The sequence below is a fragment of the Methylobacterium sp. J-072 genome, assembly GCF_022829425.1.
Lineage (GTDB): Bacteria > Pseudomonadota > Alphaproteobacteria > Rhizobiales > Beijerinckiaceae > Methylobacterium.
This window is the reverse complement of the sequence record NZ_JAKSYK010000174.1, coordinates 160768-187123: the sequence shown is the minus strand read 5'-3', so window position 1 is coordinate 187123 and position 26356 is coordinate 160768. Positions and strand designations below refer to the sequence as shown.

Annotated in this window: 26 protein-coding genes; 12 read left to right on the top strand and 14 right to left on the bottom strand. The window is 68.2% G+C overall.

Annotated elements, in window-relative coordinates:
• Position 1: 1 nt before the first annotated feature.
• The 5 genes from MKK67_RS20785 to MKK67_RS20765 form a co-directional block, all read right to left on the bottom strand.
• Positions 2 to 595 carry a Uma2 family endonuclease gene (locus MKK67_RS20785; RefSeq protein ID WP_279601735.1) on the bottom strand — a complete coding sequence of 198 codons (594 nt, stop codon included), beginning with the start codon at positions 593 to 595 and terminating at the stop codon, positions 2 to 4.
• An 18-nt stretch (positions 596 to 613) separates the two neighbouring features.
• The gene (locus MKK67_RS20780; protein WP_243968957.1) at positions 614 to 901 is read right to left on the bottom strand and encodes a DUF5076 domain-containing protein; all 288 of its coding nucleotides are present in this window, start codon (positions 899 to 901) and stop codon (positions 614 to 616) included.
• Positions 902 to 971: 70 nt separating this feature from the next.
• The gene (locus MKK67_RS20775) at positions 972 to 2417 is read right to left on the bottom strand and encodes a pyruvate dehydrogenase complex E1 component subunit beta (RefSeq protein ID WP_243968952.1); all 1446 of its coding nucleotides are present in this window, start codon (positions 2415 to 2417) and stop codon (positions 972 to 974) included.
• A 54-nt stretch (positions 2418 to 2471) separates the two neighbouring features.
• Positions 2472 to 3560, bottom strand: a complete 1089-nt coding sequence (pdhA, locus tag MKK67_RS20770) for a pyruvate dehydrogenase (acetyl-transferring) E1 component subunit alpha (protein ID WP_409568133.1) — start codon at positions 3558 to 3560, stop codon at positions 2472 to 2474.
• 127 nt (positions 3561 to 3687) lie between these two features.
• Positions 3688 to 3999, bottom strand: coding sequence for an FtsB family cell division protein (locus MKK67_RS20765; RefSeq protein ID WP_243968950.1), 312 nt, complete (start codon positions 3997 to 3999; stop codon positions 3688 to 3690).
• 102 nt (positions 4000 to 4101) lie between these two features.
• Here MKK67_RS20765 and MKK67_RS20760 point away from each other — a divergent pair, with 102 nt between their 5' ends.
• Positions 4102 to 5283: an adenylate/guanylate cyclase domain-containing protein gene (locus MKK67_RS20760; protein WP_409568424.1), complete on the top strand. Its 1182-nt coding sequence runs from the start codon at positions 4102 to 4104 to the stop codon at positions 5281 to 5283.
• Between the two features lie 163 nt (positions 5284 to 5446).
• Here the strand turns inward: MKK67_RS20760 and eno are convergent, their stop codons facing one another.
• The gene (gene eno, locus MKK67_RS20755) at positions 5447 to 6736 is read right to left on the bottom strand and encodes a phosphopyruvate hydratase (RefSeq protein ID WP_243968945.1); all 1290 of its coding nucleotides are present in this window, start codon (positions 6734 to 6736) and stop codon (positions 5447 to 5449) included.
• Positions 6737 to 6960: 224 nt separating this feature from the next.
• Here eno and queF point away from each other — a divergent pair, with 224 nt between their 5' ends.
• Entirely contained in the window at positions 6961 to 7413 is a 453-nt protein-coding gene (gene queF, locus MKK67_RS20750; protein ID WP_243968943.1) for a preQ(1) synthase, read from the top strand.
• 64 nt (positions 7414 to 7477) lie between these two features.
• Here queF and MKK67_RS20745 read toward each other — a convergent pair whose 3' ends face one another.
• Entirely contained in the window at positions 7478 to 7819 is a 342-nt protein-coding gene (locus MKK67_RS20745; RefSeq protein ID WP_243968941.1) for a hypothetical protein, read from the bottom strand.
• 379 nt (positions 7820 to 8198) lie between these two features.
• Between MKK67_RS20745 and MKK67_RS20740 the strand changes: the two genes are divergently transcribed.
• Complete coding sequence (locus MKK67_RS20740; RefSeq protein WP_243968939.1) at positions 8199 to 8867, top strand: class I SAM-dependent methyltransferase; 669 nt, start codon at positions 8199 to 8201, stop codon at positions 8865 to 8867.
• A gap of 67 nt (positions 8868 to 8934) precedes the next feature.
• Here the strand turns inward: MKK67_RS20740 and kdsA are convergent, their stop codons facing one another.
• Together kdsA and MKK67_RS20730 are read right to left on the bottom strand one after the other, a co-directional pair.
• Entirely contained in the window at positions 8935 to 9789 is an 855-nt protein-coding gene (kdsA, locus tag MKK67_RS20735; RefSeq protein WP_243968937.1) for a 3-deoxy-8-phosphooctulonate synthase, read from the bottom strand.
• A 10-nt stretch (positions 9790 to 9799) separates the two neighbouring features.
• Complete coding sequence (locus tag MKK67_RS20730; RefSeq protein WP_243968935.1) at positions 9800 to 10285, bottom strand: hypothetical protein; 486 nt, start codon at positions 10283 to 10285, stop codon at positions 9800 to 9802.
• A 170-nt stretch (positions 10286 to 10455) separates the two neighbouring features.
• Between MKK67_RS20730 and MKK67_RS20725 the strand changes: the two genes are divergently transcribed.
• Positions 10456 to 11466, top strand: coding sequence for an alpha/beta fold hydrolase (locus MKK67_RS20725; RefSeq protein ID WP_243968933.1), 1011 nt, complete (start codon positions 10456 to 10458; stop codon positions 11464 to 11466).
• A gap of 258 nt (positions 11467 to 11724) precedes the next feature.
• On the opposite strand, the gene MKK67_RS20720 is transcribed toward MKK67_RS20725, so the two are convergent.
• On the bottom strand, positions 11725 to 12900 hold the full coding sequence (locus MKK67_RS20720) for an amidinotransferase (protein ID WP_243968932.1): 1176 nt from the start codon (positions 12898 to 12900) through the stop codon (positions 11725 to 11727).
• A gap of 210 nt (positions 12901 to 13110) precedes the next feature.
• Here MKK67_RS20720 and MKK67_RS20715 point away from each other — a divergent pair, with 210 nt between their 5' ends.
• The 5 genes from MKK67_RS20715 (at position 13111) to hpnK (ending at position 18593) form a co-directional block, all read left to right on the top strand.
• Entirely contained in the window at positions 13111 to 14223 is a 1113-nt protein-coding gene (locus tag MKK67_RS20715; RefSeq protein WP_243968930.1) for a flippase-like domain-containing protein, read from the top strand.
• Entirely contained in the window at positions 14214 to 14828 is a 615-nt protein-coding gene (locus tag MKK67_RS20710) for a phospholipid-binding protein MlaC (protein WP_243968928.1), read from the top strand. The genes MKK67_RS20715 and MKK67_RS20710 overlap by 10 nt, the downstream gene beginning before the upstream one ends.
• 102 nt (positions 14829 to 14930) lie before the next feature.
• Positions 14931 to 16139 (top strand): bacteriohopanetetrol glucosamine biosynthesis glycosyltransferase HpnI, encoded by a 1209-nt coding sequence (gene hpnI / locus MKK67_RS20705; RefSeq protein WP_243968926.1) that lies wholly within the window; start codon positions 14931 to 14933, stop codon positions 16137 to 16139.
• A 56-nt stretch (positions 16140 to 16195) separates the two neighbouring features.
• Positions 16196 to 17629, top strand: a complete 1434-nt coding sequence (hpnJ, locus tag MKK67_RS20700; RefSeq protein ID WP_243968924.1) for a hopanoid biosynthesis associated radical SAM protein HpnJ — start codon at positions 16196 to 16198, stop codon at positions 17627 to 17629.
• A gap of 121 nt (positions 17630 to 17750) precedes the next feature.
• Positions 17751 to 18593, top strand: a complete 843-nt coding sequence (hpnK, locus tag MKK67_RS20695) for a hopanoid biosynthesis-associated protein HpnK (RefSeq protein WP_243968921.1) — start codon at positions 17751 to 17753, stop codon at positions 18591 to 18593.
• A gap of 57 nt (positions 18594 to 18650) precedes the next feature.
• On the opposite strand, the gene MKK67_RS20690 is transcribed toward hpnK, so the two are convergent.
• Positions 18651 to 18917 (bottom strand): type II toxin-antitoxin system Phd/YefM family antitoxin, encoded by a 267-nt coding sequence (locus tag MKK67_RS20690; RefSeq protein WP_243968919.1) that lies wholly within the window; start codon positions 18915 to 18917, stop codon positions 18651 to 18653.
• 98 nt (positions 18918 to 19015) lie between these two features.
• Between MKK67_RS20690 and MKK67_RS20685 the strand changes: the two genes are divergently transcribed.
• Positions 19016 to 19891 (top strand): helix-turn-helix domain-containing GNAT family N-acetyltransferase, encoded by an 876-nt coding sequence (locus tag MKK67_RS20685; protein ID WP_243968917.1) that lies wholly within the window; start codon positions 19016 to 19018, stop codon positions 19889 to 19891.
• A 15-nt stretch (positions 19892 to 19906) separates the two neighbouring features.
• Here the strand turns inward: MKK67_RS20685 and MKK67_RS20680 are convergent, their stop codons facing one another.
• Positions 19907 to 22570 carry an MMPL family transporter gene (locus MKK67_RS20680; RefSeq protein ID WP_243968915.1) on the bottom strand — a complete coding sequence of 888 codons (2664 nt, stop codon included), beginning with the start codon at positions 22568 to 22570 and terminating at the stop codon, positions 19907 to 19909.
• Positions 22571 to 23188: 618 nt separating this feature from the next.
• Here MKK67_RS20680 and hpnH point away from each other — a divergent pair.
• Together hpnH and MKK67_RS20670 are read left to right on the top strand one after the other, a co-directional pair.
• Positions 23189 to 24352 carry an adenosyl-hopene transferase HpnH gene (gene hpnH / locus MKK67_RS20675; RefSeq protein ID WP_243968912.1) on the top strand — a complete coding sequence of 388 codons (1164 nt, stop codon included), beginning with the start codon at positions 23189 to 23191 and terminating at the stop codon, positions 24350 to 24352.
• 281 nt (positions 24353 to 24633) lie between these two features.
• Positions 24634 to 25419, top strand: coding sequence for a septal ring lytic transglycosylase RlpA family protein (locus MKK67_RS20670; protein ID WP_243968910.1), 786 nt, complete (start codon positions 24634 to 24636; stop codon positions 25417 to 25419).
• Positions 25420 to 25573: 154 nt separating this feature from the next.
• Here the strand turns inward: MKK67_RS20670 and MKK67_RS20665 are convergent, their stop codons facing one another.
• Together MKK67_RS20665 and MKK67_RS20660 are read right to left on the bottom strand one after the other, a co-directional pair.
• A complete protein-coding gene (locus tag MKK67_RS20665; RefSeq protein WP_243968908.1) occupies positions 25574 to 25882 on the bottom strand; it encodes a type II toxin-antitoxin system RelE/ParE family toxin in 309 nt (102 codons plus the stop codon).
• A 23-nt stretch (positions 25883 to 25905) separates the two neighbouring features.
• A complete protein-coding gene (locus MKK67_RS20660) occupies positions 25906 to 26355 on the bottom strand; it encodes a hypothetical protein (RefSeq protein WP_243968906.1) in 450 nt (149 codons plus the stop codon).
• Between the last annotated feature and the right edge of the window lies 1 nt (position 26356).

Genomic DNA, 26356 nt, shown 5'->3' with positions numbered 1-26356 from the left:
ATCAGGTCTCGGGCAAGGCCGGGGCGGCCGGATCGTCGAAGGGAAACAGGTCGTCGAGGGGGAACGGGACGGCGTCGAAGGGCGCGAGCGACACGGTCTCGCCGCGAAGCACAGTGTCTACGAGGAGCCAGTAACCGTCCGCGAGAGCGAAGCCTTCGAGTACACCCTCGGCTGGATCGAGCAGCCAGAGAAAGTCGACTCCGGCCTCCCCATAGATGCGGCGCTTGCGGCTGCGATCGAGGCGAATCGTGGAGGGCGAGAGGATCTCGCACACCCAGTCCGGCGGCGTTTCGATGAAGGCATCCGTGGGTTCGGTCGGCATCCGCCTGCGACGCCAGCCGGCGAGATCGGGCACCACCACCTGAGGGCCGAAGTGAAGCTCCGGTTTGCTCATGTAGATCCAGGCATCCGGATCATCGCGTCTGCGGGGCGTGCGCGAACCCAGAGTCGCCGCCAGCGAGAAAGCGGCTGCTCCCTGCAAGGGTGGCAGGGGCCTGTGCGTCTCCAGCACCCCGTCGATGATCTCGGCCACCAGATGGTCCGGGACCGCTTCGAGATCCGCGTAGGTCGCCTGTCGGACAGCCGCCTCAGCCATGGTCGGATGCCGCCATCGCTAGTTGAAGCCGCCGGGGTCGAGCCCCTTGGCCTCCCAGCCGGCGCGGATGCGCTCGAACGCCTCCTCCTCCGACATGTCGGTCTCCAGCGCGTAGGCGCGGGCCGCCTGCCGGCCGAGGTCGATCAGCAGCCGGCCCCAGGTCGCGGGATCGTCGAAGGAGCGACGCAGGGCCACGCTGACGGCGCCGTCCACAACGGCCGCGCGCAGAACCTCGATGCCGCCCTGCGCGCGGGCGTCCGGCGGGATGGCAAGTTCGACGAAGTCCTGTGTGGGATCCTGGCTCATGGTGCGCCGGCTGGTCTCCGAACCCGGACGGGGCGGGAGGACGGGGCGGCCTGTCCGCCCGCGACGCCCGTCACTTGTAGCAGACGCTCTTGGCCGCCTCGACGACCTCGGCCACGTTCGGCAGGGCGAGTTTTTCGAGGTTGGCCGCGTAGGGCATCGGCACGTCCTTGCCGGTGATGCGCAGGACCGGGGCGTCGAGATAGTCGAAGGCGTCGACCATCAGGCGGGCGACGATCTCGGCGCCGATGCCGGATTGCGGGAACCCCTCCTCCACGGTGATGCAGCGGCCGGTCTTCTTGACCGAGCGCACCACCGTCTCGGAATCCATTGGGCGGATCGTGCGCAGGTCGATCACCTCGGCCTCGATGCCCTCCTCGGCCAGGATCTGCGCGGCCTTGAGCGCGTAGGTCATGCCGATCGCGAAGGACACGATGGTCACGTCCTTGCCGGTGCGGTGGACCCGCGCCTTGCCGATCGGCAGCACGAAGTCGTCGAGCTGCGGCACCGGGAAGGACTGGCCGTACAGGATCTCGTTTTCGAGGAAGATGATCGGGTTCGGGTCGCGGATCGCGGCCTTGAGCAGGCCCTTGGCGTCCGAGGCCGTGTAGGGGGCGATCACCTTCAGGCCCGGTACGTTCGAGTACCAGGCGGCGTAATCGTGGCTGTGCTGGGCGCCGACCCGGGCGGCGGCGCCGTTGGGGCCGCGGAACACGATCGGGCAGCCGAGCTGGCCGCCGGACATGTACAGGGTCTTGGCCGCCGAGTTGATGATCTGGTCGATCGCCTGCATGGCGAAGTTGAAGGTCATGAACTCGACGATCGGCTTCAGGCCGGAGAGCGCCGCGCCGACGCCGATGCCGGCGAAGCCGTGCTCGGTGATCGGGGTGTCGACCACCCGCCGGGCGCCGAATTCCTGCAGCAGCCCCTGGGTGATCTTGTAGGCGCCCTGATACTCGGCGACCTCCTCGCCCATGACGAAGACGTCGCCGTCGCGGCGCATCTCCTCGGCCATGGCGTCCCGCAGGGCCTCGCGCACCGTGGTGGTGACCATCGGGGTGTTGGCCGGGAACTCCTCCATCACCGGCTCGTCGGCCTTGTTGGTGATGACGGAAGGCGCCGCCGGGGCCTTCTGCGCATCCTCGCCGGACTTCGACGCGGGGGCCGGCTTGTCGGCCATCCCCTCGGCCTGCATGTCCGGCGTCGGGGCCGGGTGGCCGCCGGCGCCGTTGGGCTTCGGCTTGCCGCCGCTGGCCGCGGCTTCCGACACGTCCTCGCCCTCGCCAGCGATGATCGCGATCGGCGTGTTGACCGCGACGCCCTCAGTGCCCTCCTCGATCAGGATCTTGGCGAGCACGCCCTCGTCGATGGCCTCGACCTCCATGGTCGCCTTGTCGGTCTCGATCTCGGCCAGCACGTCGCCGGACTTGATCGGATCGCCTTCTTTCTTCAGCCACTTGGCGAGCTTGCCCTCCTCCATGGTGGGCGAGAGGGCGGGCATCAGGATGTCGGTCGCCATGCTCAGCTCTGCGGTCGTCTTTTCGGTAGGGGCGGCCAGTGTTTCGGGAACGCGCTAGGCGTGCGCTTCCAGCAGGATGTCGGTCCAGAGCTCGGCGGGATCCGGCTCGGGATCGTTGGTGGCGAACTCGGCCGCCGCGTTCACGGTCTCGCGGACCTTGGCGTCGGTGGCCTTGATCTCCGCCTCCGGCACCCCGTGCAACTCGAGCAGGCGCTTGCGCACCATCTCGATCGGGTCGTGCTCGTCGCGCATCTTCGAGACCTCGTCCTTGGTCCGGTACTTGGCCGGATCGGACATGGAGTGGCCGCGATAGCGGTAGGTCTGCATCTCCAAGATGTAGGGGCCCTGGCCCGAGCGGGCATGCTCGACCGCCCGCGCCGCCGCCTCGCGCACGGTGCGCACGTCCATGCCGTCGACCTGCTCGCCCGGAATGCCGAAGGAGAGGCCGCGCTTGGAGAAGTCGGTCTGCGCCGAGGCCCGGGCCACCGAGGTGCCCATGGCGTAGCGGTTGTTCTCGATGACGTAGACCACCGGCAGCTTCCACAGAGCCGCCATGTTGAAGCTCTCGTAGACTTGGCCCTGGTTGGCCGCGCCGTCGCCCATATAGGTGAGGCTGACCTTGCCGTTCTCCCGGTAATGGTCCGCGAAGGCGAGGCCGGTGCCCAGCGAGACCTGCGCGCCGACGATGCCGTGGCCGCCGAAGAACTGCTTCTCGCGGCTGAACATGTGCATCGAGCCGCCCTTGCCGCGGCTGTAGCCGCCCCGGCGGCCGGTCAGCTCGGCCATGACGCCCTTCGGGTCCATGCCGCAGGCCAGCATGTGGCCGTGGTCGCGGTAGCCGGTGATGACCTGATCGCCGTCGATCGAGGCCATCTGCATGCCGATCACCACGGCTTCCTGGCCGATATAGAGGTGGCAGAAGCCGCCGATCAGGCCCATGCCGTAGAGCTGGCCGGCCTTCTCCTCGAAACGCCGGATCAGCAGCATCTCGTGATAGGCGTGGAGGTCTTCTTCGCGGGTGAATTGCGGCATGTTCGGCGCCGGCTTGTGCGCCTCCACAGCCTGCGAGCTTCCAGCCTCCGGGCTCGCGACCTGCGATTGCGAGGACGAAGCGTCCTTCGCAGGCTCCTTGGCGGCGTCCATCGGCGCTCTCCCCGTGATTCCACGCGACTGGAACGGGGTGTAGGACAGCACCGTTGGGAAAGCGAGGGCGGACGCTCTGACAGGTCGCCGCTCTTGTCAGAGGGGATCTAAAGTCGCGGCGTGTCGGTCAGGGTGTGATGACGACCACGTCGTTGGCGTGGACCCGCCCGAGCACGATCCGGGCGCGCTCCTCGAGGAGATCGCGGTCGATCTGGTCGCTCTTGAGCAGCGCGACCCGGTGCTCCCAGGTCGCGCGCTCCGCGCGGACGGCGGCGAGTTCCTGGGTCAGGCCGTAGGCGCGGATCTTCAACACCTTCTTGGCTTCGAGGCCGCGATTGCCGCTCTCGGCCTGCCAGACGAAGAAGCCGACCACGAGCGCCGACAGGGTCCAGAGACCCAGGGGCAAGACGACCATTCTGACGCGGCGGCGGACGACCATGGCGGGAGCCTCGCGCGGAAAGGTTAACGGAGCTTTTCGAGGCTGTGGGATCGTGCTCATCGGCTATGATCCGGCCCGAACCTCGGGAGCCCACGCGCACGGATGGACATGACGGACCTGACGCGCTGGATCGCCGAGCACGCCACTGCGACCGACGATTACGACACGCTGCTCGCCCGGGTCTGCGAGGGCCTGTGCGCGTCCGGCGTCCCGCTCTGGCGGGTCAGCGTCATGACGCCGGCCATCGACCCGATGGTGCGCGGCGTCAGCCTGAACTGGCATCTCGGCCAGGGCCTCAGCTTCGTGCCCAATCCCCACGGCGCCGAGCAGGAAGCAGATTGGCTGCGCAGCCCGATCTTCGCGATGCTGGAGCGGGATGAGAATTTCGGGCGCTGGCGGCTCGACTCCCCCGGCCCGGAGACCGACTATCCGGTCCTGCATGACCTGCGCGCCGAGGGCGGCACCGAATACGCGGTCCATATCGTCGGCTTCGCGCCCGGCACGGCGCTCCGCGGCGTCGCGATCTCGTTCTGCACCCGCGCGCGGTCCGGCTTCTCGGAGGCCGACCTGAGAGCAATAGCGGAGGTGCTGCCGGTGCTCGCTCTGGCGGTGGCCAAGCTCGGCCTGGGCCATACCCTGCGCGAGGTCACGGCCACCTATCTCGGGCGCTCCACCGCGGAGCGGGTGCTGGACGGCCAGATCCAGCGCGGCCAGGGACGGGCCGTTCCGGCCGCGATCCTGCTCACGGATCTGCGCGGCTTCACGGCCCTGTCCGACCGGGCCGATCCCTACGACATGGTCACGTGGCTCAACGAGCATTTCGACGCGCTGGGCGACCCGGTCGCCCGGCACGGCGGTGAGATCCTGAAATTCCTCGGCGACGGCTTCCTGGCGATCTTCCCGGTCCCAGATGCCGGCATCCTCCCCTGCCCGGTCTGCAGCAGCGCCCTCGACGCCGCCGCGGACGGACTCGCGGCCAACGCCGTACTCAATCAGCGACGCCGCGAGGCAGGGCTACCGGAACTGACGGCCGATTGCGTCGTGCATTTCGGCACGGTGGTCTACGGCAATGTCGGCACCGAGCGACGCCTCGATTTCACGGTGATCGGGCGCGCGGTGAACGAGGCCAGCCGGATCGAGAGCCAGTGCGAGGCGCTCGGGCACGCGCTGCTGATCTCGGATTCATTCGCGGAGCGGTGCAGCCGGGCGCTGGAGGCCGTGGGCATCATCGAGCTGCGGGGCCTGGCGCGCCCGCAGAAGGTTTGGACGCTGCCGGCGGAGTGATGTCGCCGTCATTGCGAGCGCAGCGAAGCAACCCAGAGCAGCGCGCGATCTCAGAATGTTGCGGTTCCCTGGGGTGCTTCGCTGCGCTCGCAATGACGGTACGATTTGAGAGACGGCACACGTCTTCCCTCCCACAAGCTGGGGAGGGAAGACGTGTGCGCATTCAGCCGCGCGCCAGATGCTTGATCGCCGAAGCGCCGGCGTAGAGCGCCTGCGGGCCCAGGCCCTCCTCGATGCGGATCAGCTGGTTGTACTTGGCCAGTCTGTCAGAGCGGGCGAGCGAGCCGGTCTTGATCTGCCCGCAATTGGTGGCGACCGCGAGATCCGCGATGGTCGAGTCCTCGGTCTCACCCGAGCGGTGCGACATCACCGCGGTGTAGCCGGCGCGCTGGGCCATATCGACGGCCGCCAAGGTCTCGGTGAGCGTGCCGATCTGGTTGACCTTGATCAGGATCGAGTTGGCGGTGCCCTCGGCGATGCCGCGGGACAGGCGCTCGACATTGGTCACGAACAGGTCGTCGCCCACGAGCTGGCAGCGATCGCCGATCTTCTCGGTCAGGAGCTTCCAGCCGGCCCAGTCGTCCTCGGACATGCCGTCCTCGATCGACAGGATCGGGTAGTTGGCAACCAGCTGCGCCAGGTAATCGACCTGGGCCTCGATCGAGCGGTTCGTGCCCTCGCCCTCGTAGGCGTAGGCGCCGTCCTTGAAGAACTCGGTGGCGGCGCAGTCGAGTCCCAGGGCGATCTCGGTGCCGGGCTTGAAGCCGGCGGCCGTGATCGCGTCCATCACGAAGTCGAGGGCGGCCTCGGCGGACGGCAGGTTCGGGGCGAAGCCGCCCTCGTCGCCGACATTGGTGTTGTGGCCGGCCTTCTTCAGCTTGCCCTTGAGGGTGTGGAACACCTCTGAGCCCATGCGCACGGCGTCGGCGAGCGACTCCGCGCCCACCGGCAGGATCATGAATTCCTGGAAGTCGATCGGGTTGTCGGCGTGCGCCCCGCCGTTGATGATGTTCATCATCGGCACCGGCAGGACCCTGCCCTGCACGCCGCCGACATAGCGGTAGAGCGGCAGGCCGGAGGCCTCGGCCGCCGCCTTCGCCACCGCCAGCGAGACGCCGAGGATCGCGTTGGCCCCGAGGCGCGCCTTGTTCGGCGTGCCGTCGAGCTCGATCATCGCCTCGTCGACGGCGACCTGCTCTTCGGCCTCCATGCCGCCGATCGCGTCCAGGATCTCGGTCTGCGCAGCCTCGACCGCCTTCAGCACACCCTTGCCGAGGAAGCGGCTCTGGTCGCCATCGCGCAGCTCGACCGCCTCGTGCGCGCCCGTGGAGGCGCCCGACGGAACCGCGGCGCGGCCGAAGGAACCGTCTTCCAGCAGGACATCGACCTCGACCGTGGGGTTGCCGCGGCTGTCGAGGATTTCGCGGGCGCTGATATTGGTGATCGCGGTCATGGAACGTCCTCTCGCGGGGCCGCTGTTCGGCGGCGGCAGCCCCGATCCGGGGTGCGGCGCATCGCGGCGGCTTATCCGTCAAGCCGCGTTCGGCGGCAAGCACCAGCGTAGGCGCTGCCTGTGCACGCGTCATGACAACCCCCACGTGCCGGCACTCAGGGTCAGCGGATCCCAAAGGGCTCAGCCCTTTTGAATCCAAAACTGTCCGGATCTATACGGGCGGCATGACCACATCTGAGACGCTCCAACTCGGCCAGGCCACGCCGCTGCCCGCCTCGCCCACCGAGGCCCGCCTCGACCGGGTGCCGAACCCGCATGCCGACACCGACTATGTGGCGCGCTTCACCGCGCCCGAGTTCACCTCGATCTGCCCGGTCACCGGCCAGCCGGATTTCGCGATCCTCGTGATCGATTACGTGCCCGGCGATTGGCTCGTGGAATCGAAGTCGCTGAAGCTCTATCTCGGCGCCTTCCGCAACCACGGGGCGTTCCACGAGGATTGCACGGTGGCGATCGGCAAGCGGCTGCGCGACCTGCTCGAGCCGCGCTACCTGCGCATCGGCGGCTATTGGTACCCGCGCGGCGGCATTCCGATCGACGTGTTCTGGCAGACCGGCGAGCCGCCCAAGACGATCTGGCTGCCTGAGACCGGGGTCGCACCCTATCGCGGGCGCTGAGCCACATACGAAAAAGGCGACCGGCTCGCGCCGGTCGCCCTCTGATCCGTCTGGATCGCTGCCCTTAGTAGGGCGAGCCGTAGTAGCCGTAGGCGGGAGCACCGTACCCGTAAGCCGGAGCGCCATAGGCTGGGGCGTAGCCGTAACCGCCGCCGTACCCACCGTAGCCGCCGTTGTAGTAGTTGTTGGCCGCACCGGCGGCGACCGCACCAGCCGCCAAGCCGGCGATGCCGAGACCGATGGCCGCACCGGTGCCGATGCCGCGACGTCCGCCTCGGTAGCCGTAGCCACCGCCATGGCCGTAACCGCCGTGGAAGCCGTACGGGCGGGCCTCGGCGCCGGTCGTGGCAGCGACGCTGCCGAGAGCCAGGGCGGCGGCGGTGGCGATGATACCAATCTTGCGCATAATGTACCTTCTCGATCCTCGATCGAACATGCCCATTAACGTGGCCGCTGGGCGGAGGGTTCCAAGTTTTCGCGGGCCATTTCGGATGATGATGATTTGGTGAACGGCGGTTCATCTCCGCGGCGCGCTGACACTGCGCCTCACCGGTCCTGAGTTTGCGAAACTGTCCGTCGCTGGACTTGCGAATATTTTCCGCACTGGAGCGCCGGGATCGGTGGGTCTTGGTCGGCTTCGCGCTCGTGACGCGGCGGCCAGGTCAAGTCTTCGGCGGCCGGGCGGTCTCAGCGGGTATGACGCCAATCCGTGCATCCCGTTCCAAGCGGGACTGTGCTTAGGTCCGCCGGCGCCCATGACCGGCGCCGGTCCGGAGAGCCCTGCGATGGATGCCCTGACGCTGATCCGCGAGACCTTCGCACCGCTTCCGGGCAAGCGCGTCCTCGATATCGGCTGCGGTGCCGGGACCCTGGCGCAGCGGCTTGCCGAAGACGGCGCGGCGGTCACCGGCGTCGATCCGGGTGCAGCAGCGCTGGAGAAGGCCCGGTCCGCGGTACCGGGCACGCGGTTCGAGGCCGCCTCGGCCGAGGCGCTGCCGTTTCCCGATGGGAGCTTCCACGGGGCCGTGATGCTCAACGCCCTGCACCACGTGCCCGACCCGGCCGCCGCCCTGGCCGAGGCCGCGCGGATCCTGGTGCCGGGCGGCATCCTGGTGGTCGTCGAGCCCCTGGCGGAAGGCAGCTTCTTCGACGCCCTGCGGCCGATCGAGGACGAGACCGCAGTGCGAGCCGCCGCTCAAGACGCCATCGCGGCGGCGCTCGCGAGCGGCGCCTTTCTATGCCGGCAGGACGTGACGGTGGCGCGGCGCGAGACCTTCGCGGCGCTCGACGCCTTCCTGGCGCGGGTCAGCGCGGTCGATCCGGCCCGCGAAGCGACGATAAGGGCGCGGCGGCCGGTGGTGGAGGTGGCGTTCCGCGCTGCCGCCGAGCGCGAGGCCGACGGGCGCTACGCCCTGGTCCAGCCCCTGCGCATCCACGTGCTCCGGCCGGCCTGAGCGAAGCAGGTTTCGCAAAAGTGTCCCGCGGTTTTGCGTCGAAAACCTGCGATTCATCAAAGCCCAATCAGGCGAAGCGCTTCTTGGCGAGGCGATCGAAGGCGATCAGCTCTTCGAGCAGGGTCGGCATGTCGCGTAGGGCGACCATGTTGGGACCGTCCGAGGGCGCCCGGTCCGGATCGGGATGGGTCTCGATGAACACCCCGGCCACGCCCACCGCCACCGCGGCCCGGGCCAGCACGGCGACGAATTCCCGCTGCCCGCCGGAGCTGGCGCCCTGCCCACCCGGCTGCTGCACCGAATGGGTGGCGTCGAACACCACCGGCGCCCCGTGGGTCACCTGCGCCATGATCGGCAGGCTGCGCATGTCCGAGACCAGGGTGTTGTAGCCGAAGGAGGCGCCGCGCTCGGTCACGATGACGTTCGGGTTGCCGGCCTCTGTCACCTTGGCGGCGACGTGCTTCATGTCCCAGGGCGCCAGGAACTGACCCTTCTTGATGTTGACCGCCCGGCCGGTGGCGGCGGCCGCCAGGAGCAGGTCGGTCTGCCGGCACAGGAAGGCCGGGATCTGGAGCACGTCCACGGCCTCGGCGGCCGGCGCGCATTGCTCGGCGGCGTGCACGTCGGTGAGCACCGGCAGGCCCAGGGTTTCCCGGATCTCGGCGAAGACAGGCAGAGCGCCTTCGAGGCCGATGCCCCGGGCGGCGCTGCCGGAGGTCCGGTTGGCCTTGTCGAACGAGGTCTTGAACACCAGGCCGATCCCGAGGCCCGCCGCCATCTCCTTGAGCGCGGCGGCGATCTCCAGGGCGTGATTGCGCCCTTCGAGCTGGCACGGGCCGGCGATCAGCGTGAGCGGCAGGTGGTTGGCGAAGCGCGCTTCGCCGACTTGAACGACGGGGCCGGGTGTTTCGCGTGTCGACATGGCTTGCGCTCTACCCCGCGCGGCGGATTCGCGAAACCCCGGCCCGGGGCGCGACCCGGCAGACCGTGAGGTCATCCCGGAGCCCATCCGCCCGGGGGCCGGTCTCGCACAGCATCAGCGCCCGGCCGGTGCCGCCCCGCTGCGGCGCGTCGGCCAGCAGGCTGTCCTGATGGAGGTTGAGCGCCAGCACCTCGGCGGCGGGGACATCCGCCCCGGTGAGGGCTTGGGCAGCCAGCCCCACCAGGGTGAAGTAGGCGGGCGGCGGCTCCCGGTCGCGGGAGGCGATCGTGATCCGGGCGGGTGCCCGGCAATCGAGGCTCATCCGCTCCGCATCCTGCGCCCGGAACACCGCGAACGGGCCGTCCCGGCCGGCGAGGGAAGCGCCGGTGATCCGGATCACCTTGGCGGCGAGGGCGTCGCAGGCATCCGCGGCCCGGGCCGGCACTGCTGCGAGGACCAGGGCGCCGGTGAGGACAGCCAGGATGGGGAGACGCATCGGGGTGAGCTCCTGCGCGCCGGGTCGGGGACCGGCGGGACATCTCAGAGATAGCGCGGGCCGGCGCGGCCGCGAAGATGCGCGCCCTCGCCGATTGGACAGGACGGCCCCGATGCCCGATCTGAGCGGCCAGCGCGGCGCCTCACGCCGCTGAGGCATTCAGTCCATCCATGCTTCGCTCCACGCTTGCATCCGCCGCCCTGCTGGCCCTGACGTTCTCCGGCGCCGGCGCCGAGCCGCTGATGGATCCGGCCTACGGCCCCGAACTCGACGCGTTCGCGTACCCGTTCCCGGTGGAGCGCTACGCCTTCACGTCGCAGCGCCAGCCCCTGCAGATGGCCTATCTCGACGTCCGGCCGGAAAAACCGAACGGGCGCACCGCCGTGCTGCTCCACGGCAAGAACTTCTGCGCGGCGACCTGGGAGAGCCAGATCCGGGCGCTGACCGGGGCCGGCTACCGGGTGATCGCCCCGGACCAGATCGGCTTCTGCAAGTCGAGCAAGCCGGCGGCCTACCAGTTCACGTTCCGGCAACTCGCCGAGAATACCCGCGCCCTGCTCGACACGCTCGGAATCGTGCGGCCGATCCTGGTGGGCCATTCCACCGGCGGCATGCTGGCCGCGCATTACGCCCTGCTCTACCCGAAGGACGTGGCCCAGCTGGTGCTGGTCAACCCGATCGGGCTGGAGGATTGGAGCGCCAAGGGCGTGCCGCCGACCTCCGTGGAGCAATGGTACCAGCGCGAGCTGAAGGTCTCGGCGGCGTCGATCCGCGCCTACGAGACCGCGACCTACTACGCCGGCCAGTGGGAGCCGCGCTACGAGCCCTGGGTGACGATGCTGGCTGGGCTCAACGCCGGCCCGGGCAAGGAGGCGGTCGCCTGGGACTCGGCGCTCCTCTACGACATGATCCTGACCCAGCCGGTGGTCTACCGGCTGCCGCAGATCGCGGTGCCGACCCTGTTGATGATCGGCCAGAAGGACAACACGGCGATCGGCAAGGACCTCGCCCCGCCGGAGGTGCGGGCGTCGCTCGGGAACTACCCGGAACTCGGCAAGGAAGCCGCCAAGGCGATCCCGGGGGCCAGGCTTGTGGAGTTCCCGGAACTGGGCCACGCGCCGCAGATGTCCGACCCCGAGGGGTTCAACAAGGCGCTGATCGAGGGGATTTCGGCGCCGTGAATGTGCGGTCGTCGGCTTTCCGGAGCGGACTCATCGGAAGGCATGCTCGACCTGTCTATCCCATCCTCGACCTCATCCTGAGGTGGCGACGCGCAGCGGCGCCCTCGAAGGAGCCCTCCAGAGTTCGCGGTGGATCCTGGAGGGCTCCTTCGAGGCCGAGCGATCGTTGATCGCTCGGCACCTCAGGATGAGGGGACAGGTTCGGATGTCCGATGATCGCCAACGACCCGCGATGGAGGTCGTCAGTGCGAACAGACCCTAAAAATACGACTTCAGCACGCCGCGGCGGCGGACGTCGAGGGTGGCGCAGTGGAACGAGCCGCCGAACGGGCCGTAGCTCAGGAACGGCGCCGGGATCGGATCGAAGCCCCAATCCTTGAGCGCCTTGATCAGCGTCGGCTGGCTCTGGTCGACGACGATCTTCTTCTCGGTGATGGCCAGGACGTTGATCGAGGTCCAGGGCGAGCACATCGAGATCTTGCTCATGAAGCCCTCGACCGGGTCGGGGCGCGGGGCGATCAGCACGTCCCACTTCTTGAGCACGGCGGGGAGCTTCTCGACGTCGATATAGTCCGGGTTCACCAGCACCTTGCCGGGGGCGAGCGGCATGAACGACGAGTCGATGTGCATTGGCTGCGGGCAGCGGCTCTCGATCTCATGGATGCGGAAGCCCGGGCCGAGGTGGCGGCGCAGCCACTCGATACCCATCAGGTTGGTCACGTTCGAGCGGGTCACGAACAGGTCGCGGCCGCAGCGGACGAAGTCGGCGGCGTCGAAGACCGGCTCGAACTCGTTGACCGTGAACTGCATCGGCTCGCCGGCCTTCAGGTTCGGCACCCGGTAATCGTAATTGTAGAGGTCGTCGGTCAGCTGCGGCCGCGGGGCCGAGGTCCAGCGGGCGCCGGCGCGGAAATACTCCTTGAACAGCGACCGGTAGGCGTCGCCCTCGAAGTAACGCGAGCGCCAGCACATCGGGCTCTCGATGATCTCGTCGCCGATGACCAGATACGGGTCGCGCGGGCAGGCGACGCAGAAGCCCCGGGAGGTCCAGCGCGGCGCCTTGAATTTCCGGGAAAAGTCCACCGCGTCGGGGCGGCGGATCTTGACGCCCTCGCCGGCCAGGATCTTGATGAAGTTGTCGAGCTCCTGCTGCGCCAGCTTCTTCATGAACTTGGGGTACTTCCAGCCGCTGGCGAAGCGGTAGAACGGCTGGGCCGCCCGCGGCAGGTTGAAGATCACCGTCAGGTGGTGAGTCGGGATGGTGGCGCCGTCGAGGGATCCGACGATCACCTCCTCCAGCGGGTCCCACTCGTTCCAGGCCATGACCGGGGAGTGAGGCGCCGGGATGCCGGGCTCCATTCCGCCCCGGAGGCCGCCGGCATGCGTGTCGTCGCTCACGGCCTCGACGGCCGTGATCGGTGATTCGCGCTCCATGACGTGTGCCCCTTCTGCGACGTGCCGCGGTCTTCTGCTCGGGCGCTTCGGCCCGGCCACCGCTTTGGCTCCCGGTGTGTCAAACGGGTGATAGACACCGGTAATCCGTGCTGCAACGTGGCAGAAACGTTCTTGGTCGCCCGGACCTATTTCTGCCGCGACCGTGACCGATTTCCCGCATCAAGCCATTTGCGAGCTTGAAAGACCATTATGAAGCGCCTGACGACCTTGGCCTCGATCGCCGGTCTCTGCACGGTCGTCGGCCTGTTCATGTCCTCCGGCCTGGAGGACGTGTCGGCCGCCGTCATGAGCGCCGGCTGGGGCGCCGCCCTGGTGGTGGTGGCCCGTGTTGCCGCCGTCGCCTGGGCGGGGCTCGGCTGGCACGTCGTGTTCCCGGCGGGCGCCGCCAGGCTCGGCGACTGCGTGTCGCTGCGGTTCGTCCGCGAGGGAATCAACACGCTGCTGCCGGTGGCGACGGTGGGCGGCGACTTCGTCGGCGCGCGGCTGATGTCCAAGCGCGGCGTCCCGGGCGCCATGGCCGGCGCCAGCATGTTCGTGGACCTGATGACGCAGGCGCTGACGCAGCTCCTGTTCACGGTGATCGGCCTCGGCCTCCTGGTCCTGATCGCCGGCGACGGGCCCATCGCCCGGACGGTGGCGGGCGGGCTGGCGGTCGCGGTGCCGGCGCTGGGCGCCTTCTACCTGATCCAGCGGCGGGCCGGGCACCGGATCATCCAGGGCCTGATGAGCCGCTTCGCTTCGGGCCGCGAGTGGCGCGCCTTCGGCGCGATCGACCAGCTCTACGACAGCCTGCGCCGGATGTACGGCAACCACGGCCGCTTCGTCGCGGCCCTGGTCATCCACCTGGCGGGCTGGGTCATTGGCACCCTCGAAGTCTATGTCTGCCTGCATTTCATGGGCTATCCGGTCGATTTCGCGCAGGCTCTGGTGATCGAGAGCCTGGCTCAGGCGGTCCGTGGCGCGGCCTTCGCGGTGCCGGGCGCCCTGGGGGCCCAGGAGGGTGGACTGATCGCGCTCTGCGGCCTGTTCAATATTCCCGCCGAGGCCGCCCTGGCCCTGTCGCTGGTCAAGCGCTTCGCTGATCTCGGCGTCGGCGTGCCGGGCCTGCTGCTCTGGCACCGGATCGAGGCCAAGCTCACGGCCGAGACCGCCGCCGATGCGGAGCGTGAGCCCGAGGCCGCAATCGGCCGTTCCGCCAAGATGGTCCCGCAGCCGGCGACGCTCGGCCCGTTCTACAGCTACGCCCCGCCCCGCATGGGCTCGCGGATCGGCGAGGGCGAGGAGTTGAAGAAGTGCGCCTGACCCGTCGGCTCGCGGCCGTAGCCCTGCTGGCCGCCCCCCTCCTCGCTCCAGTCTCGGCCTGGGCGGCGGACGATCCTGCGGTGCAGACCGTGCGCGATCTCTACGCGGCCTTCACCGACGCCCTGAAGGACGGCCCGAGCCCCCTGCCCGCCCGGGTCGCGGCGGTTGGGCCGGCCCTCGAAAAGGCGTTCGACTTCCCGGCCATGGCCCGCGTCGCGGTCGGCTCGAAATGGTCGAGCTTCACCCCGGAGCAGCAGGAGGCGGTCACCGACGCGTTCAAGCGCAGCCTGACCGTGACCTACGCCAATCGCCTGGCCCGGGCGGCCGGCGGCAAGTTCGACGTGACCCCGAAGGTCGAGGAGCGCGGCAGCCAGCGCGTGGTGCCGACCCGCGTCACCGCGGCCGACGGCGACGATTCGGCGGTCGACTTCGTGGTCAATGCCGGCAACCGTATTCAGGACGTGCTGCTCAACGGTGACGTCAGCGAGATTGCCGCCCAGCGCAACGCGTTGTCCGCGCCGCTGAAGGCCGGCGGTGCCGACGCGGTGGTGAAGTTCCTTCGCCAGCGCGCCGACGGCATGCTCGCCGCAAAACCGACACCGTGACCATCGACGCCGTGAATAGAACAGCTGTGCCTGCCGCCCTGACCGGGCCGCACGCGGCCATCGCCGCCTGAAGCGGCCGGACGACCGCACGGACCCGACCGGATGGATTTCACCGCCCTGGCGCTCACCGCATTCTCGTGGCTCTCGCTGCTTTGCCTTCTCCTGGCGGCGGCGGGTTGTCTCTATGCGCTGGCCGCCGCCTATCTGGCCGGCCGCTTCGCCGCCCGCCCCGTGCCCGCGCTGGAAGCGGGCGCGCCCCGTCCGTCCGTGACGGTGCTCAAGCCGCTCTGCGGCCTGGAGCCCAACCTCTACGAGAATCTCGAGACCGTGCTCCGGCAGGATTACGCCGGCCCGGTTCAGGTCGTGTTCGGCGTCCAGAAGGCCGCCGACCCGGCCATCGCCGTGGTCGAACGGCTGAAGCAGGCCTACCCGGCCGCCCGCATCGACCTCGTGATCGACGGCCGCCAGCACGGCTCGAACCGCAAGGTCTCGAACCTGATCAACATGGCCGAGCGGATCGCCCACGACGTGATCGTTCTGGCCGACAGCGACATGGTGGTCCGGCCCGATTACCTGGAGCGGCTAGTCGCCGAGCTGTCGCAGGAGGGCGTCTCCGGCGTCACCTGCCTGTATCACGGCGTCCCGGCCTTCCGCGGCCTTTACGACCAGCTCTCGGCGCTCGCCATCGACACGCAGTTCCTGCCCAACGTGGTGATGGGCCTGAGCCTCGGCCTGGCCAAGCCGTGCTTCGGCTCGACCATCGCGTTCACCCGGGCGAGCCTCGACGCGGTCGGCGGCTTCCGCATCTTCCGCAACGATCTGGCCGACGATTACGCGATCGGCGCCGCGCTCCGCGGTCTCGGCGGCCGGGTGGTGATCCCGAGCTTCACCATCGGCCATACCAGTGTCGACACCGAGCTTCCCGGCCTGTGGCGGCACGAGCTGCGCTGGAACCGCACCATCCGCACCGTCGATCCGGCCGGTTATGCCGGCTCGATCGTAACCCACGCCCTGCCCCTGGCCCTGATCGGCGCGCTCCTGCCCGGGGCCGGCACCGGCGCCCTGGTGGTGGCCGGCCTGGCGCTCGCCGGACGGATCATCCTGTGCCGGCAACTGGAACGGGCGTTCGGCCTCGCCCCGCACCCGTACGGACTGTTGCCGATCCGCGACATCCTCTCCTTCCTGAACTTCTCCTGGGCCTTCGTGTCGGGGGCGGTGACATGGAAAGGTCATGATTATCACGTGGTTGCGGACGGTACTCTGATCCCGGACGCCGACCTCGGCCGCGACGCTGGCGCACCCACACGTTGAACGCGGCCATCGCTTCCTCACCCCTCCCCCGGCAACGCCCTGAGGCCTTGAACCCCATGCGCACGCTCTTCCTCCAGGCCCCCACCTTCGACGGTTTCGACGGCGGCGCCGGCTCCCGTTATCAGGCCAAGCGCGAGATCAAGTCGTTCTGGTACCCGACCTGGCTGGCCCAGCCGGCCGCCCTGGTGCCGAACTCGAAGCTGATCGATGCGCCCCCGCACAACATCAAGCTCCCCGAGATCGTGGCCCAGGCCAACGACTTCGACCTCGTCGTGCTCCACACCTCGGTGCCGTCGTTCAAGTCCGACGTGAAGACGATTGAGGCGCTCAAGGCCGCGAACCCGAAGCTGATCGCCGGCCTGATCGGTGCCAAGGTGGCGGTGGACGCCGCCGGCGCGATGGCCCAGGCCCCGGTGATCGATTTCTGCGCGCGCAACGAGTTCGACTTCACCGTCAAGGAAGTCGCCGACGGCGTGCCGATGTCCGAGATCAAGGGTCTGTCCTATCGGGATGCGAACGGCGTCGTGGTCCATAACGAGGACCGCGAGATCATGACGGACATGGACCAGCTGCCCTTCGTCACCAGCGTCTACAAGCGCGACCTGGAGATGGAGAAGTACTTCATCGGCTACCTGAAGCACCCCTACATCTCGTTCTATTCGGGCCGGGGCTGCAAGAGCCGCTGCACCTTCTGCCTCTGGCCGCAGACGGTCGGCGGCCACACCTACCGCACCCGCTCGGTCGCCCACGTGATCGAGGAGATCAAGTACTGCCTGAAGGAGTTCCCGCAGACCAAGGAGTTCTTCTTCGACGACGACACCTTCACCGACAACCTCCCGCGTGCGGAGGAGATCGCCCGTGAGCTGGGCAAGCTCGGCGTGACCTGGTCGTGCAACGCCAAGGCGAACGTGCCCCGCGAGACCCTCAAGGTGCTCAAGGAGAACGGCCTGCGCCTGCTACTGGTCGGCTACGAGTCCGGCAACCAGACGATCCTGCACAACATCAAGAAGGGCATGCGGGTCGAGGTTGCGGAGAAGTTCACCAAGGATTGCCACGAGCTCGGCATCGCCATCCACGGCACCTTCATCCTCGGCCTGCCGGGCGAGACCAAGGAGACGATCCAGGAGACGATCGCCTTCGCCAAGCGGATCAACCCGCACACGATCCAGGTCTCGCTGGCGGCCCCCTACCCGGGCACGTTCCTGTACAAGCAGGCGGTGGAGAACGGTTGGCTCGACATCGAGAACGCCGAGCTGGTCGACGAGAACGGCGTGCAGGTCGCGCCTCTGCACTACCCGCACCTGTCGCACACCGAGATCTTCACGTCGGTGGAGGAGTTCTACAAAAAGTTCTACTTCCGCGCCCCGAAGATCGCCTCGATCGTCGGCGAGATGGTGCGCTCCCCCGACATGATGAAGCGCCGTCTGCGCGAAGGCGTGGAGTTCTACCGCTTCCTCAAGGAGCGTCAGGGCACCGCCAAGGCGGCGTAAGCTCAGGGGTCCGGGGCCTCCGGCCCCGGCGGGGAGCGGGGCGGAGCCCCGCCTCTTTTCCAGGGCTCCGCCCTGGACCCGCGAGAGGGCTCGCCCTCTCGACACCCATGACGAGGTTGTTGTGAAGCGTCTTGTCGTTACGGCCGATGATTTCGGGCTGAGCCTCGAGGTCAACGAAGCCGTCGAGCAGGCCCACCGCGCTGGGATCCTCACCGCGGCGAGCCTGATGGTCTCGGCGCCCGCCGCCGCCGACGCCGTGGCCCGGGCGAAGCGAATGCCGTCCCTGCGGGTCGGCCTCCACCTCGTGCTGGTCGAAGCCTGGCCGACCTTGCCGGCGACGCAGCTGCCCGACCTGACCGATGCCGCCGGCCTGATGCGCGCCGATATGGCGCTTGTCGGCCTCGACCTCGCCCGCAAGCCCGCGGCCCGGCGCCAGCTCGCCGCCGAGATCACGGCGCAGTTCGAGGCCTACCGGGCGACCGGCCTGCCCCTCGACCACGTCAACGCGCACAAGCATTTCCACGTCCACCCGCTGATCGCCGGCGCGGTGCTGCGGATCGGACGCGGCTACGGCATGCGGGCGATCCGCGTCCCCCGGGAGCCCCGCCAACTGCTCCGCCGGGCCGAGCCCAGTGCCCGGCCGCGTCCGGCCCTCGACATCGCCCCCTGGGCGGCCCTGCTCGCCGTGCGCGCTCGCCAGGCCGGCCTGCTGATCCCCGACCGGACGCTCGGGCTCGCCTGGTCCGGCGCGATGACGCCGCCGCGCGTGGCGGCGCTGCTGGCGCAGCTTCCGGACGGCCTGACCGAGCTCTATACCCACCCGGCCACGGCGGGCGGCTTTCCGGGCGAGGCGCCGGGCTACCTCTACGCCGACGAGCGCGACGCGCTGATCGCATCCGCCTCCCTGGCGGCCGCCGACGCATCAGGGGCTGTCAGGGGCGGGTTTTCGGACTTTTTGGGCTAACGCCGTCGAGCCGCTCCAGCGCGATGGCGGAGAGGATGTGGCTGTCGAGAATCAGCCTCACGACCCGGACAACGGCTGGATGAGGAAATCCTCAGGCAGGGGATCATCGAAATCGTCGGCGATGAAACCCGAGCTGCGGGTGATCCCCCTTGCGCGCAGGAACGCCTCCCCGGCCTCGATATCGAGCCCAGGTGTCCGGCGATGCGGCACCAGATCGAGCACCGGCTTGCCGTCCCGCGTCAGGACGATGGTCTCGCCACCTTCGACACGCGCGGCAAGTTCCGCCAAGCTTGAGGCTGCCTTTTCGAGTGCGATCGTCGTCATACGGCAAGGTTAGGGCGCGCAGCGTTCGAGGGGAAGATGCCCACGAACTGACGCCTCCGGCGATTGACGTCTCATATCCTCTGACTAAAGTCAGATAAATGAGACCTGATTCCACCACCCGCTTTCGCCGCTTCGCCCGCGCCGTCACCGCGGAGGTCGGTGCCCTCGACAGCTCGTTCCTCGGCCGGGGCCGGCCCCTTGGGGCAGCCCGCGTGGTGAACGCGATCGGGGCGGGGCGGACCGATGTGGCCGAGATCCGCGCCTATCTCGGCCTCGATTCCGGTCTGATGAGCCGCCTGCTCCGGAGCCTCGAAGAGGAGGGCTTGGTCACCACCGAGCCCCATCCCGACGATGCCCGCCGCCGCGTGGCACGCCTGACGCAGGTGGGGCGACGGGAATTTTCGGCCTACGAGGAGCTCTCCGACGCGCGTGCCGCGTCGCTGCTGGCGCGTTCGCCGAATGCGGACGCGTTGCTTCGCGCCATGGATCTCGTTGCCTTGAGCCTCGGCCGCGACCGGATCGCGATCGAGGTGGTCGATCCGCGCAGCGAGCCCGCCCGGGCCTGCCTGGAGGCGTATTATGCCGAACTCGAGCGCCGGTTGAAGACTGGGTTCGACGTCAAGCTGTCCTGCGATCCGGAGGCGGAGGCCATGATCCGGCCGCGCGGCGCGTTCCTGCTCGCCATCGCGGACGGGCTGCCCGTGGGGTGCGTCGGCCTGAAGGGCAGCGGTGGACCGGTCGCCGAGGTCAAGCGGCTCTGGATCGACCCCGCCGCCCGGGGTTTCGGCCTCGCCCGGCGCCTGATGGAGGCCGTCGAGACCGCCGCCCGCGACCTGGCGATTGCGGTGCTGCGCCTCGACACCAACAGCGCCCTGCCGGAAGCCCTAAGCCTCTATCGCAAGGCGGGCTGGGTCGAGATCGATCGCTTCAACGACGACCCCTACCCCGACCACTTCTTCGAGAAGGTTCTCTGAAGGGTCCGGGCCGGCTTATTTGGCCAGCACCGGATCCGCCGGGGCGGTGCTCTTCCGCAGCGCGGCCGCGGCGGCCTTCTCACCCTCCGGGCGGTCGTCGTCGGCTTGCGTGGGCGGCTCGCCCAGGGTCGCCGGCACGACGAAGAACGCCGCGATCAGGGTGAAGAACAGCGACAGCGCGAGCAATTTGCCCATGCTGGCCGTGCCCGGATGGCTCGACAGGACCAAGGAGCCGAAGGCGCTGCCGGTGGTCAGCGCCGAGAAGAAGATCGCCCGAGTCAGGCTGGAGGCGAGCATGTCGGTCACCCCCGCCCGCCAGGCGATGACGTAGTAGATGTGGAACGCGACGCCGACCGCGAGCATCAGCGGCAGTGCGATGATGTTGGCGAAGTTCAGCGGCATGTCGATGATGCGCAGGGCCATCAGGGTCCACAGGGTCGCGATGACCAGCGGGCCCAGCGTCATCGCCACGTCCCAGGGCTTGCGCAGGGCCACCGACAGGATGACGAAGATCAGCACGAAGGCGGTCACGGCCGCCTGCACGAAGGCGCCCAGGATCGTGTAGGTCGATTGCGTCGTGGCCACGGGTGCGCCGGTGGCGTGGGGCGCGACCTTCAGAACCTCGTCCGAGAAGGTGCGCAGCACCTCGTCGTCGTTCGAATTGCCCTTGGGATGAACCTCGATGCGGGCGCGTCCGTCCGCCGCGACCCAATCGGCCTTCAGTTGCGGCGGCAGGTTGTCGAGCGTGATCTTCTCCGGGTGGAGCAGGTCGCGCAGGCGCTGCAGCAGCGGCACGAGATCCTTGGTCAGGGCGACCGAGGCCGCCTCGCGCAGTTGCACCGGCCCGCCGGCGAGCTTGTCGAGGGTTCCGGCCAGCTGCTTGGCGGTCTGCGCGCCCGCGGCCTCCTTGCTGTCGCCCGCGACGCCGTTCAGCGCCGTGGCGGCATCCTTGAGGGCCTTGACGTTCTCGGCATCAGTCGGCGGCGGCGGCTTGCGGCCGGGATTGAGCACCGGATCGAGGAGCTGCGCCGTATCGGCGATGGCCGCGAGCTTCTTGTCCTGATCCCGCGGCACGAAAGTGTCGATGCTGTTGACCGAGGAGGTCACCGGCAGCGCCGCCAGAGTCTTCGACAGGGCCGGAACTGCGTCGACGCTGGGGGCCAGCACGTCGATCAGGTTCGGGCTGGTCTCGGGGTTCTTGATCAGGTCGAGATAGGTGGCGATCGATTCCGTCTTCGTGCTGCGCAGGTGCATCGGGTTGGAATCGAATGGCAGGTGCCAGAGCAGCGGCGCCCCGGCCAGGGTCACCAGGCCGACCGCGATCAGGATCGGCTTGCGGTTGCGGATGATCCACGGGTCGACGCCGACCAGCCACTCGGTCTGCACCGCCGCCTTCTCGCCGCCCGGCTTGAACACCGCGATCAGCGCCGGCAGCAGGGTCAGGGCGAACAGGAAGGCCACGACCATGCCGACGCCGGCGATCAGGCCCAGCTCCGAGACGCCCCGGAAGGCGGTGGGCAGGAACGCGAAGAAGCCGGCCACCAGAGACACGGCGGCGAGCGTCAGCGACCAGCCGACCCCGCGGGCGGCGGCCCGGATCGCGCTCTGAAGGGTCGGCTGCTCGTAGCGGTCCGCCCGGTAGCGCACGGAGAACTGGATGCCGAAATCGATGCCGAGCCCGACGAACAGGGCCGCGAAGGCCACCGAGATCGGGTTCAGCTCCTTGACCATGATCAAGCCGAGGGCGGCGGTGACGATGAGGCCCGCGAAGGTGGTGATCAGCACCGCGCCGACGAGCTTGCCGGAGCGCAGCGCCAGCCACAGGAACAGCACGATCGCACCGACGATGATGCTGTTGTTGAGGCCGGCATCCTCCGAGAGGGTCGCGAACTCCTCGTCCGCCACCGCCACCGTGCCGGTCAGCCGCATGCGCAGGCCGTGCTCGGAATCGATCTTGAGATCCTGCGCGACGTTGCGGATCAGCTTGGTCGCCTGATAGCCGGGCTCAAGGGCGTTGAAGTCCAACACCGGCTGGATCATCACGAACTTCATCTTGTCCGTGACGCTGCTCTCGCCGTTGGCCAGCAATTCCTGCCAGGACATGCGCGCGGGCTTGCCGGCCAGCACCTTCTGCAGGGTGGCATCGATCTGCCCCATGGGCTTGTCGAGGTCTTCGAGCTTGGCGTCGCCGGTCTTCACGCCGCGCGCACCGAGCGACAGCACCCGCATCACGCCGCGCAGGGACGGATCGGCGGCCAGCGGCCCGAGCAGGCCCTGCTGCTGGGTGAGTTCTTCCAGCGTCTTGTCCAGCTGGGCCTGGGGCATCAGCAGCAGGCCGTTCTTGTCGAAGAACGGACCGCCGTCGGGCCGGTAGACGGTCTCGATCAGGTTCTTGTGGGCGGTCAGCGCCTTGGCAAGGTTGGCGGCGGCCTCCTCGGTCTCCTCGGGCGTCTCGCCGTTGATCACCGCCACGAGGGTGTTGCCGCGCTGCGGGAACGCCTTCTCGAAATTGATCTCGTCCTGGCGCCAGGGCTCCTTGGGATCGATCAACCGCTCGACATCGGTGTTGATGCGGAACAGATGCGCCGCGACTCCGAGGCTCGCGACCGTGACGAACGCCATCAGGGCGATCACGATCCACCGATACCGCACCGAGAACGCGACGAGACCTTCGATCACGAGCACCCTGCCTGTTCGCCCCGGACGCGCCCCATGCGCGACCGGCTCATCCAATCCATCCCAGCCGGCAATCCATCCCGGCCGGATCGGCGCGAGCGGCGCTCGAATTCGCGCGGGAAGGCCGCTCCGCTAATCCGCGCGTGCGCCCTTCGGTGTCTGGGAACGCCGCCCCGCCCAATCTGGTCGCGCGGCGCGCATGCGCAAGCCGGACCTGTCCGATGCGGGATCGCCCGCCGCAGGCCACCCCTTGCATCGCGGCCACAGGGCTCAGTAAAGAGCGTGGTCTCAGATTGCAACGCGATGGCCCCAGCTGGGCCGTTGCCTAGGCGGATGTGCGATGGCGCACGGCAATCCCGGGATGGGCACCAAAATCTTGGGATTTCGGTCGCATTGCGGACGCAATGCACGTGCTGTCCTCAACCGTCAGGCGATCTGATCCGCCCGCCCCGCTGCAGACAAGCCATGTGGCGCGGTTACGTCAGGAGCGGAATAAGTCGTCATGGCCTCGGCGAAACGGGGCCGGTTCAGATGAGTTCCAAGCTAGAGTGCTGGAATTCGCGTGTTTTTCGCGGTAAGCACCCCGACGCCCCGGGGCCGACGCAGTAAGGAGCCGCAATCTTGGGTATCCCCCTCCGGTACGTCGCGAAGATCGGCGGCTACATCCTCAAGCAGCACCTCACGGGCCGCAAGCGCTACCCGCTGGTGATGATGATGGAACCCCTGTTCCGCTGTAATCTCGCCTGCGCCGGCTGCGGTAAGATCGATTACCCGGACGAGATCCTCAACAAGCGGCTTCCGGTCGCCGACGCGCTCGAATCGGTGCGCGAGTGCGGCGCCCCCGTGGTGGTGATCGCCGGCGGCGAGCCGCTGCTGCACAAGGATCTGCCGCAGATCGTCCAGGGCATCATCGATCAGAAGAAGTTCGCGATCGTCTGCACGAACGCGCTGCTTCTCGAGAAGAAGATCAAGGACTACAAGCCGAGCCCGTACTTCACCTGGTCGATCCACCTGGATGGCGACCAGTCGATGCACGACCAGTCGGTTTGCCAGCGCGGCGTCTACGACAAGGCCGTCGCGGCCATCGCCAAGGCCAAGGAGATGGGCTTCCGGGTCACCATCAACTGCACCTTCTTCAACAACTCCGCGCCGGAGAAGATCGCCGACTTCTTCGACAGCGTGACCCGGATGGGCATCGACGGCATCACCGTCTCCCCCGGCTACGCCTACGAGCGCGCCCCCGACCAGAAGCACTTCCTGAACCGCAAGGCGACCAAGGAGCTGTTCCGCGGCGTCTTCCGTCACGGGAAGGAAAAAGGTCGCGAGAAGTGGACCTTCCAGCAGTCGGGCCTGTTCCTCGACTTCCTGGCCGGCAACCAGACCTACCATTGCACCCCCTGGGGCAACCCGACCCGCACCGTGTTCGGCTGGCAGAAGCCCTGCTACCTGCTCGGCGAGGGCTATGCGGCGACCTTCAAGGAGCTGATGGAAGAGACCGACTGGGATTCCTACGGCACCGGCAACTACGAGAAGTGCGCCGACTGCATGGTCCATTCGGGCTACGAGGCCTCCTCGGTTGTCGATTCGGTCCGCAAGCCGTGGAAGCCGCTGGTGCACGCGATCCGCGGAATCAAGACTGACGGTGCCATGGCGCCCGAGGTCAGCCTGGAGAACCAGCGCCCGGCCGAGTTCGTGTTCTCGCGCAACGTCGCCCAGAAGCTGTCCGAGATCAAAGCGGCGGGCGTCGACACCAAGCAGGAAGCCCGCAAGCGCACGGCGGCCTGATCCACGCGCATCGGATGTGTTGGGAAGAACCCGCGGCCTCACGGCCGCGGGTTTTTCTTTGCGCGACTCGCGCGCGACAGGCGGCTGCATCAGTCGAGCACACCGTATGAGGTGCCGTCGACACGGGGGCGAACGTCCGGCTGTCCGCTCGGGAAGCTCGGCCGATGGGCTACGTCCGAAGGATGATGCCGCTCAGACGGCGGTTTTAGCAGTTGTGTGGAACTCAGGTGACTGAAACGATTTATGCGTCCGTCGATTATCAATAATCACGGGTGAATGCTATGATCGGGCCTGGCGGCGAAAACAGACGAAGCGTCGCTCGCGTCCTGATCTTAGCTTCGATCCTCTCGTTTCCCGTCGCCGAGGCTCAGGCTGATCCATCGCCGGCCACAGAAAGCCGATCCGGCCTGGATCAGGTGAACGTCCTGAAGCGGGAAGCACCGGTCTTCACGTACCGCCAGTTCACCGCGCAGCTGCCTTCCCTGTCCTCATCGCTCGAAGATACGGATCCGCCGGAGGCGTCGTCCTTCAGCCTGCCGGCACAGCCGACGTTTCCGGCATCGGTTCATCCGGCTGGCCAGGAACAGGCGGGTCTCATGGGGCGCTTCGGCCAGACTGTGGATCCGGTGTCGGCACAGGATGGGCTTGCCGGGGCGCGAGCGGAGCCTTCGAGCGCCGAGCCTTCCAGTGCCGAGCCGTCGACCACGGCAGCCGTCGCGGAGCAGTCGGCACCGCCCGATCCTCAGATCGGACACGATGCAGCAACGGCCAAGCCGAAACTTCTCGGGAGCGGTCGGGCGAGTTGGTACAAGCACTCTGGCCGGACAGCCAGCGGCGAGACATACGACCCGAACAAGCTGACGGCCGCGCACCACACCCTGCCGTTCGGGACGAAGGTGAAGGTCGTCAACACCCGCAACGGCCGCTCGGTCATCGTTCAGATCACGGATCGGACCAACGAGCACACCAAGGCCAAGCGGAACTATATGATCGATCTGTCGCGCGCGAGCGCTCAGAAGCTCGGCATCGAGGGCATTGGCCGGGTCGCCCTATACCAGGTCGATTGAAGCGGACTGCGTCCTTCAGACCGGACGCTGGGGTGATGTCGAGCCTGTCACCCCGCCGCCCGGGCGATTGAGACCAAGTCGGCGATGATCATGCCAGGTGCCCGGGTCGCGCTCGCCCGGATCTCGAACGACGGGACTCTGGCCTCGTCCCATGTCACGGCGCCTGCTGCGCCCTGTGTTTCACGCGCAGGATCTCCACGATGCGCGCTTCGGGAAGCACCCGATAGAAGACGATGTAATTCCGATGCGCGATCAGCTCGCGCACGGCGTCCGGCAGGCCAGGCCGCCCCGGTCGGCCGAGATTTGGGTGTCGTGCCAGCGGCAAGGTCTTGTCGTGGAGCGATTGCGCAAAGGCTCGGGCTTTGGCCGGATCGTCTTGGTCGATGTACCGAACGATGGCGCGCAGATCCTCGCGGGCCTTCGGTCGCCACGCGATCCGGTAGGACGCCTTCGCGGGCGGCATCGGTCAGGCCCGTCGGCGATTCTTCAGGTCCGCCCGGACTTGGCCGCAAGCTCGGCTAGGTCGTCGCGCAGCTCGGCCATGAGCTCATTGTGCGAGAGGTTCGGCCGCGGGTCGTCGATGGAGTCCTGAATTTCCGCGGCGAGCCAGTCCGAATAGGCGGCGGCTTGGTGGGCTTTGCGCATGGCCTCGGCCCGGCCTCGATTGCCGGGTGCTGGTACCTTCTCGGCCGGGTTCCAGGCGCTGGCGTCGAAATGGCCGACGGTAATGCCGAGGCCGCGCAGCACGTTCAAGGCTGCGAGCGGATTGCCGAAGCGGCGCGGCTCGTTGCTACGGGCCTTTGCCAGCACGGCGGCTTTTCCGCTGCGTGTGGCAATCTCCACGAGGAACGTCCCACCCTCGCCTTTCAGCGTCACGCCCGCCACCCCGCCTGCAACTTTGGTGGCGCGGAGCTGCTCGATGGTCATGCTCCGCATG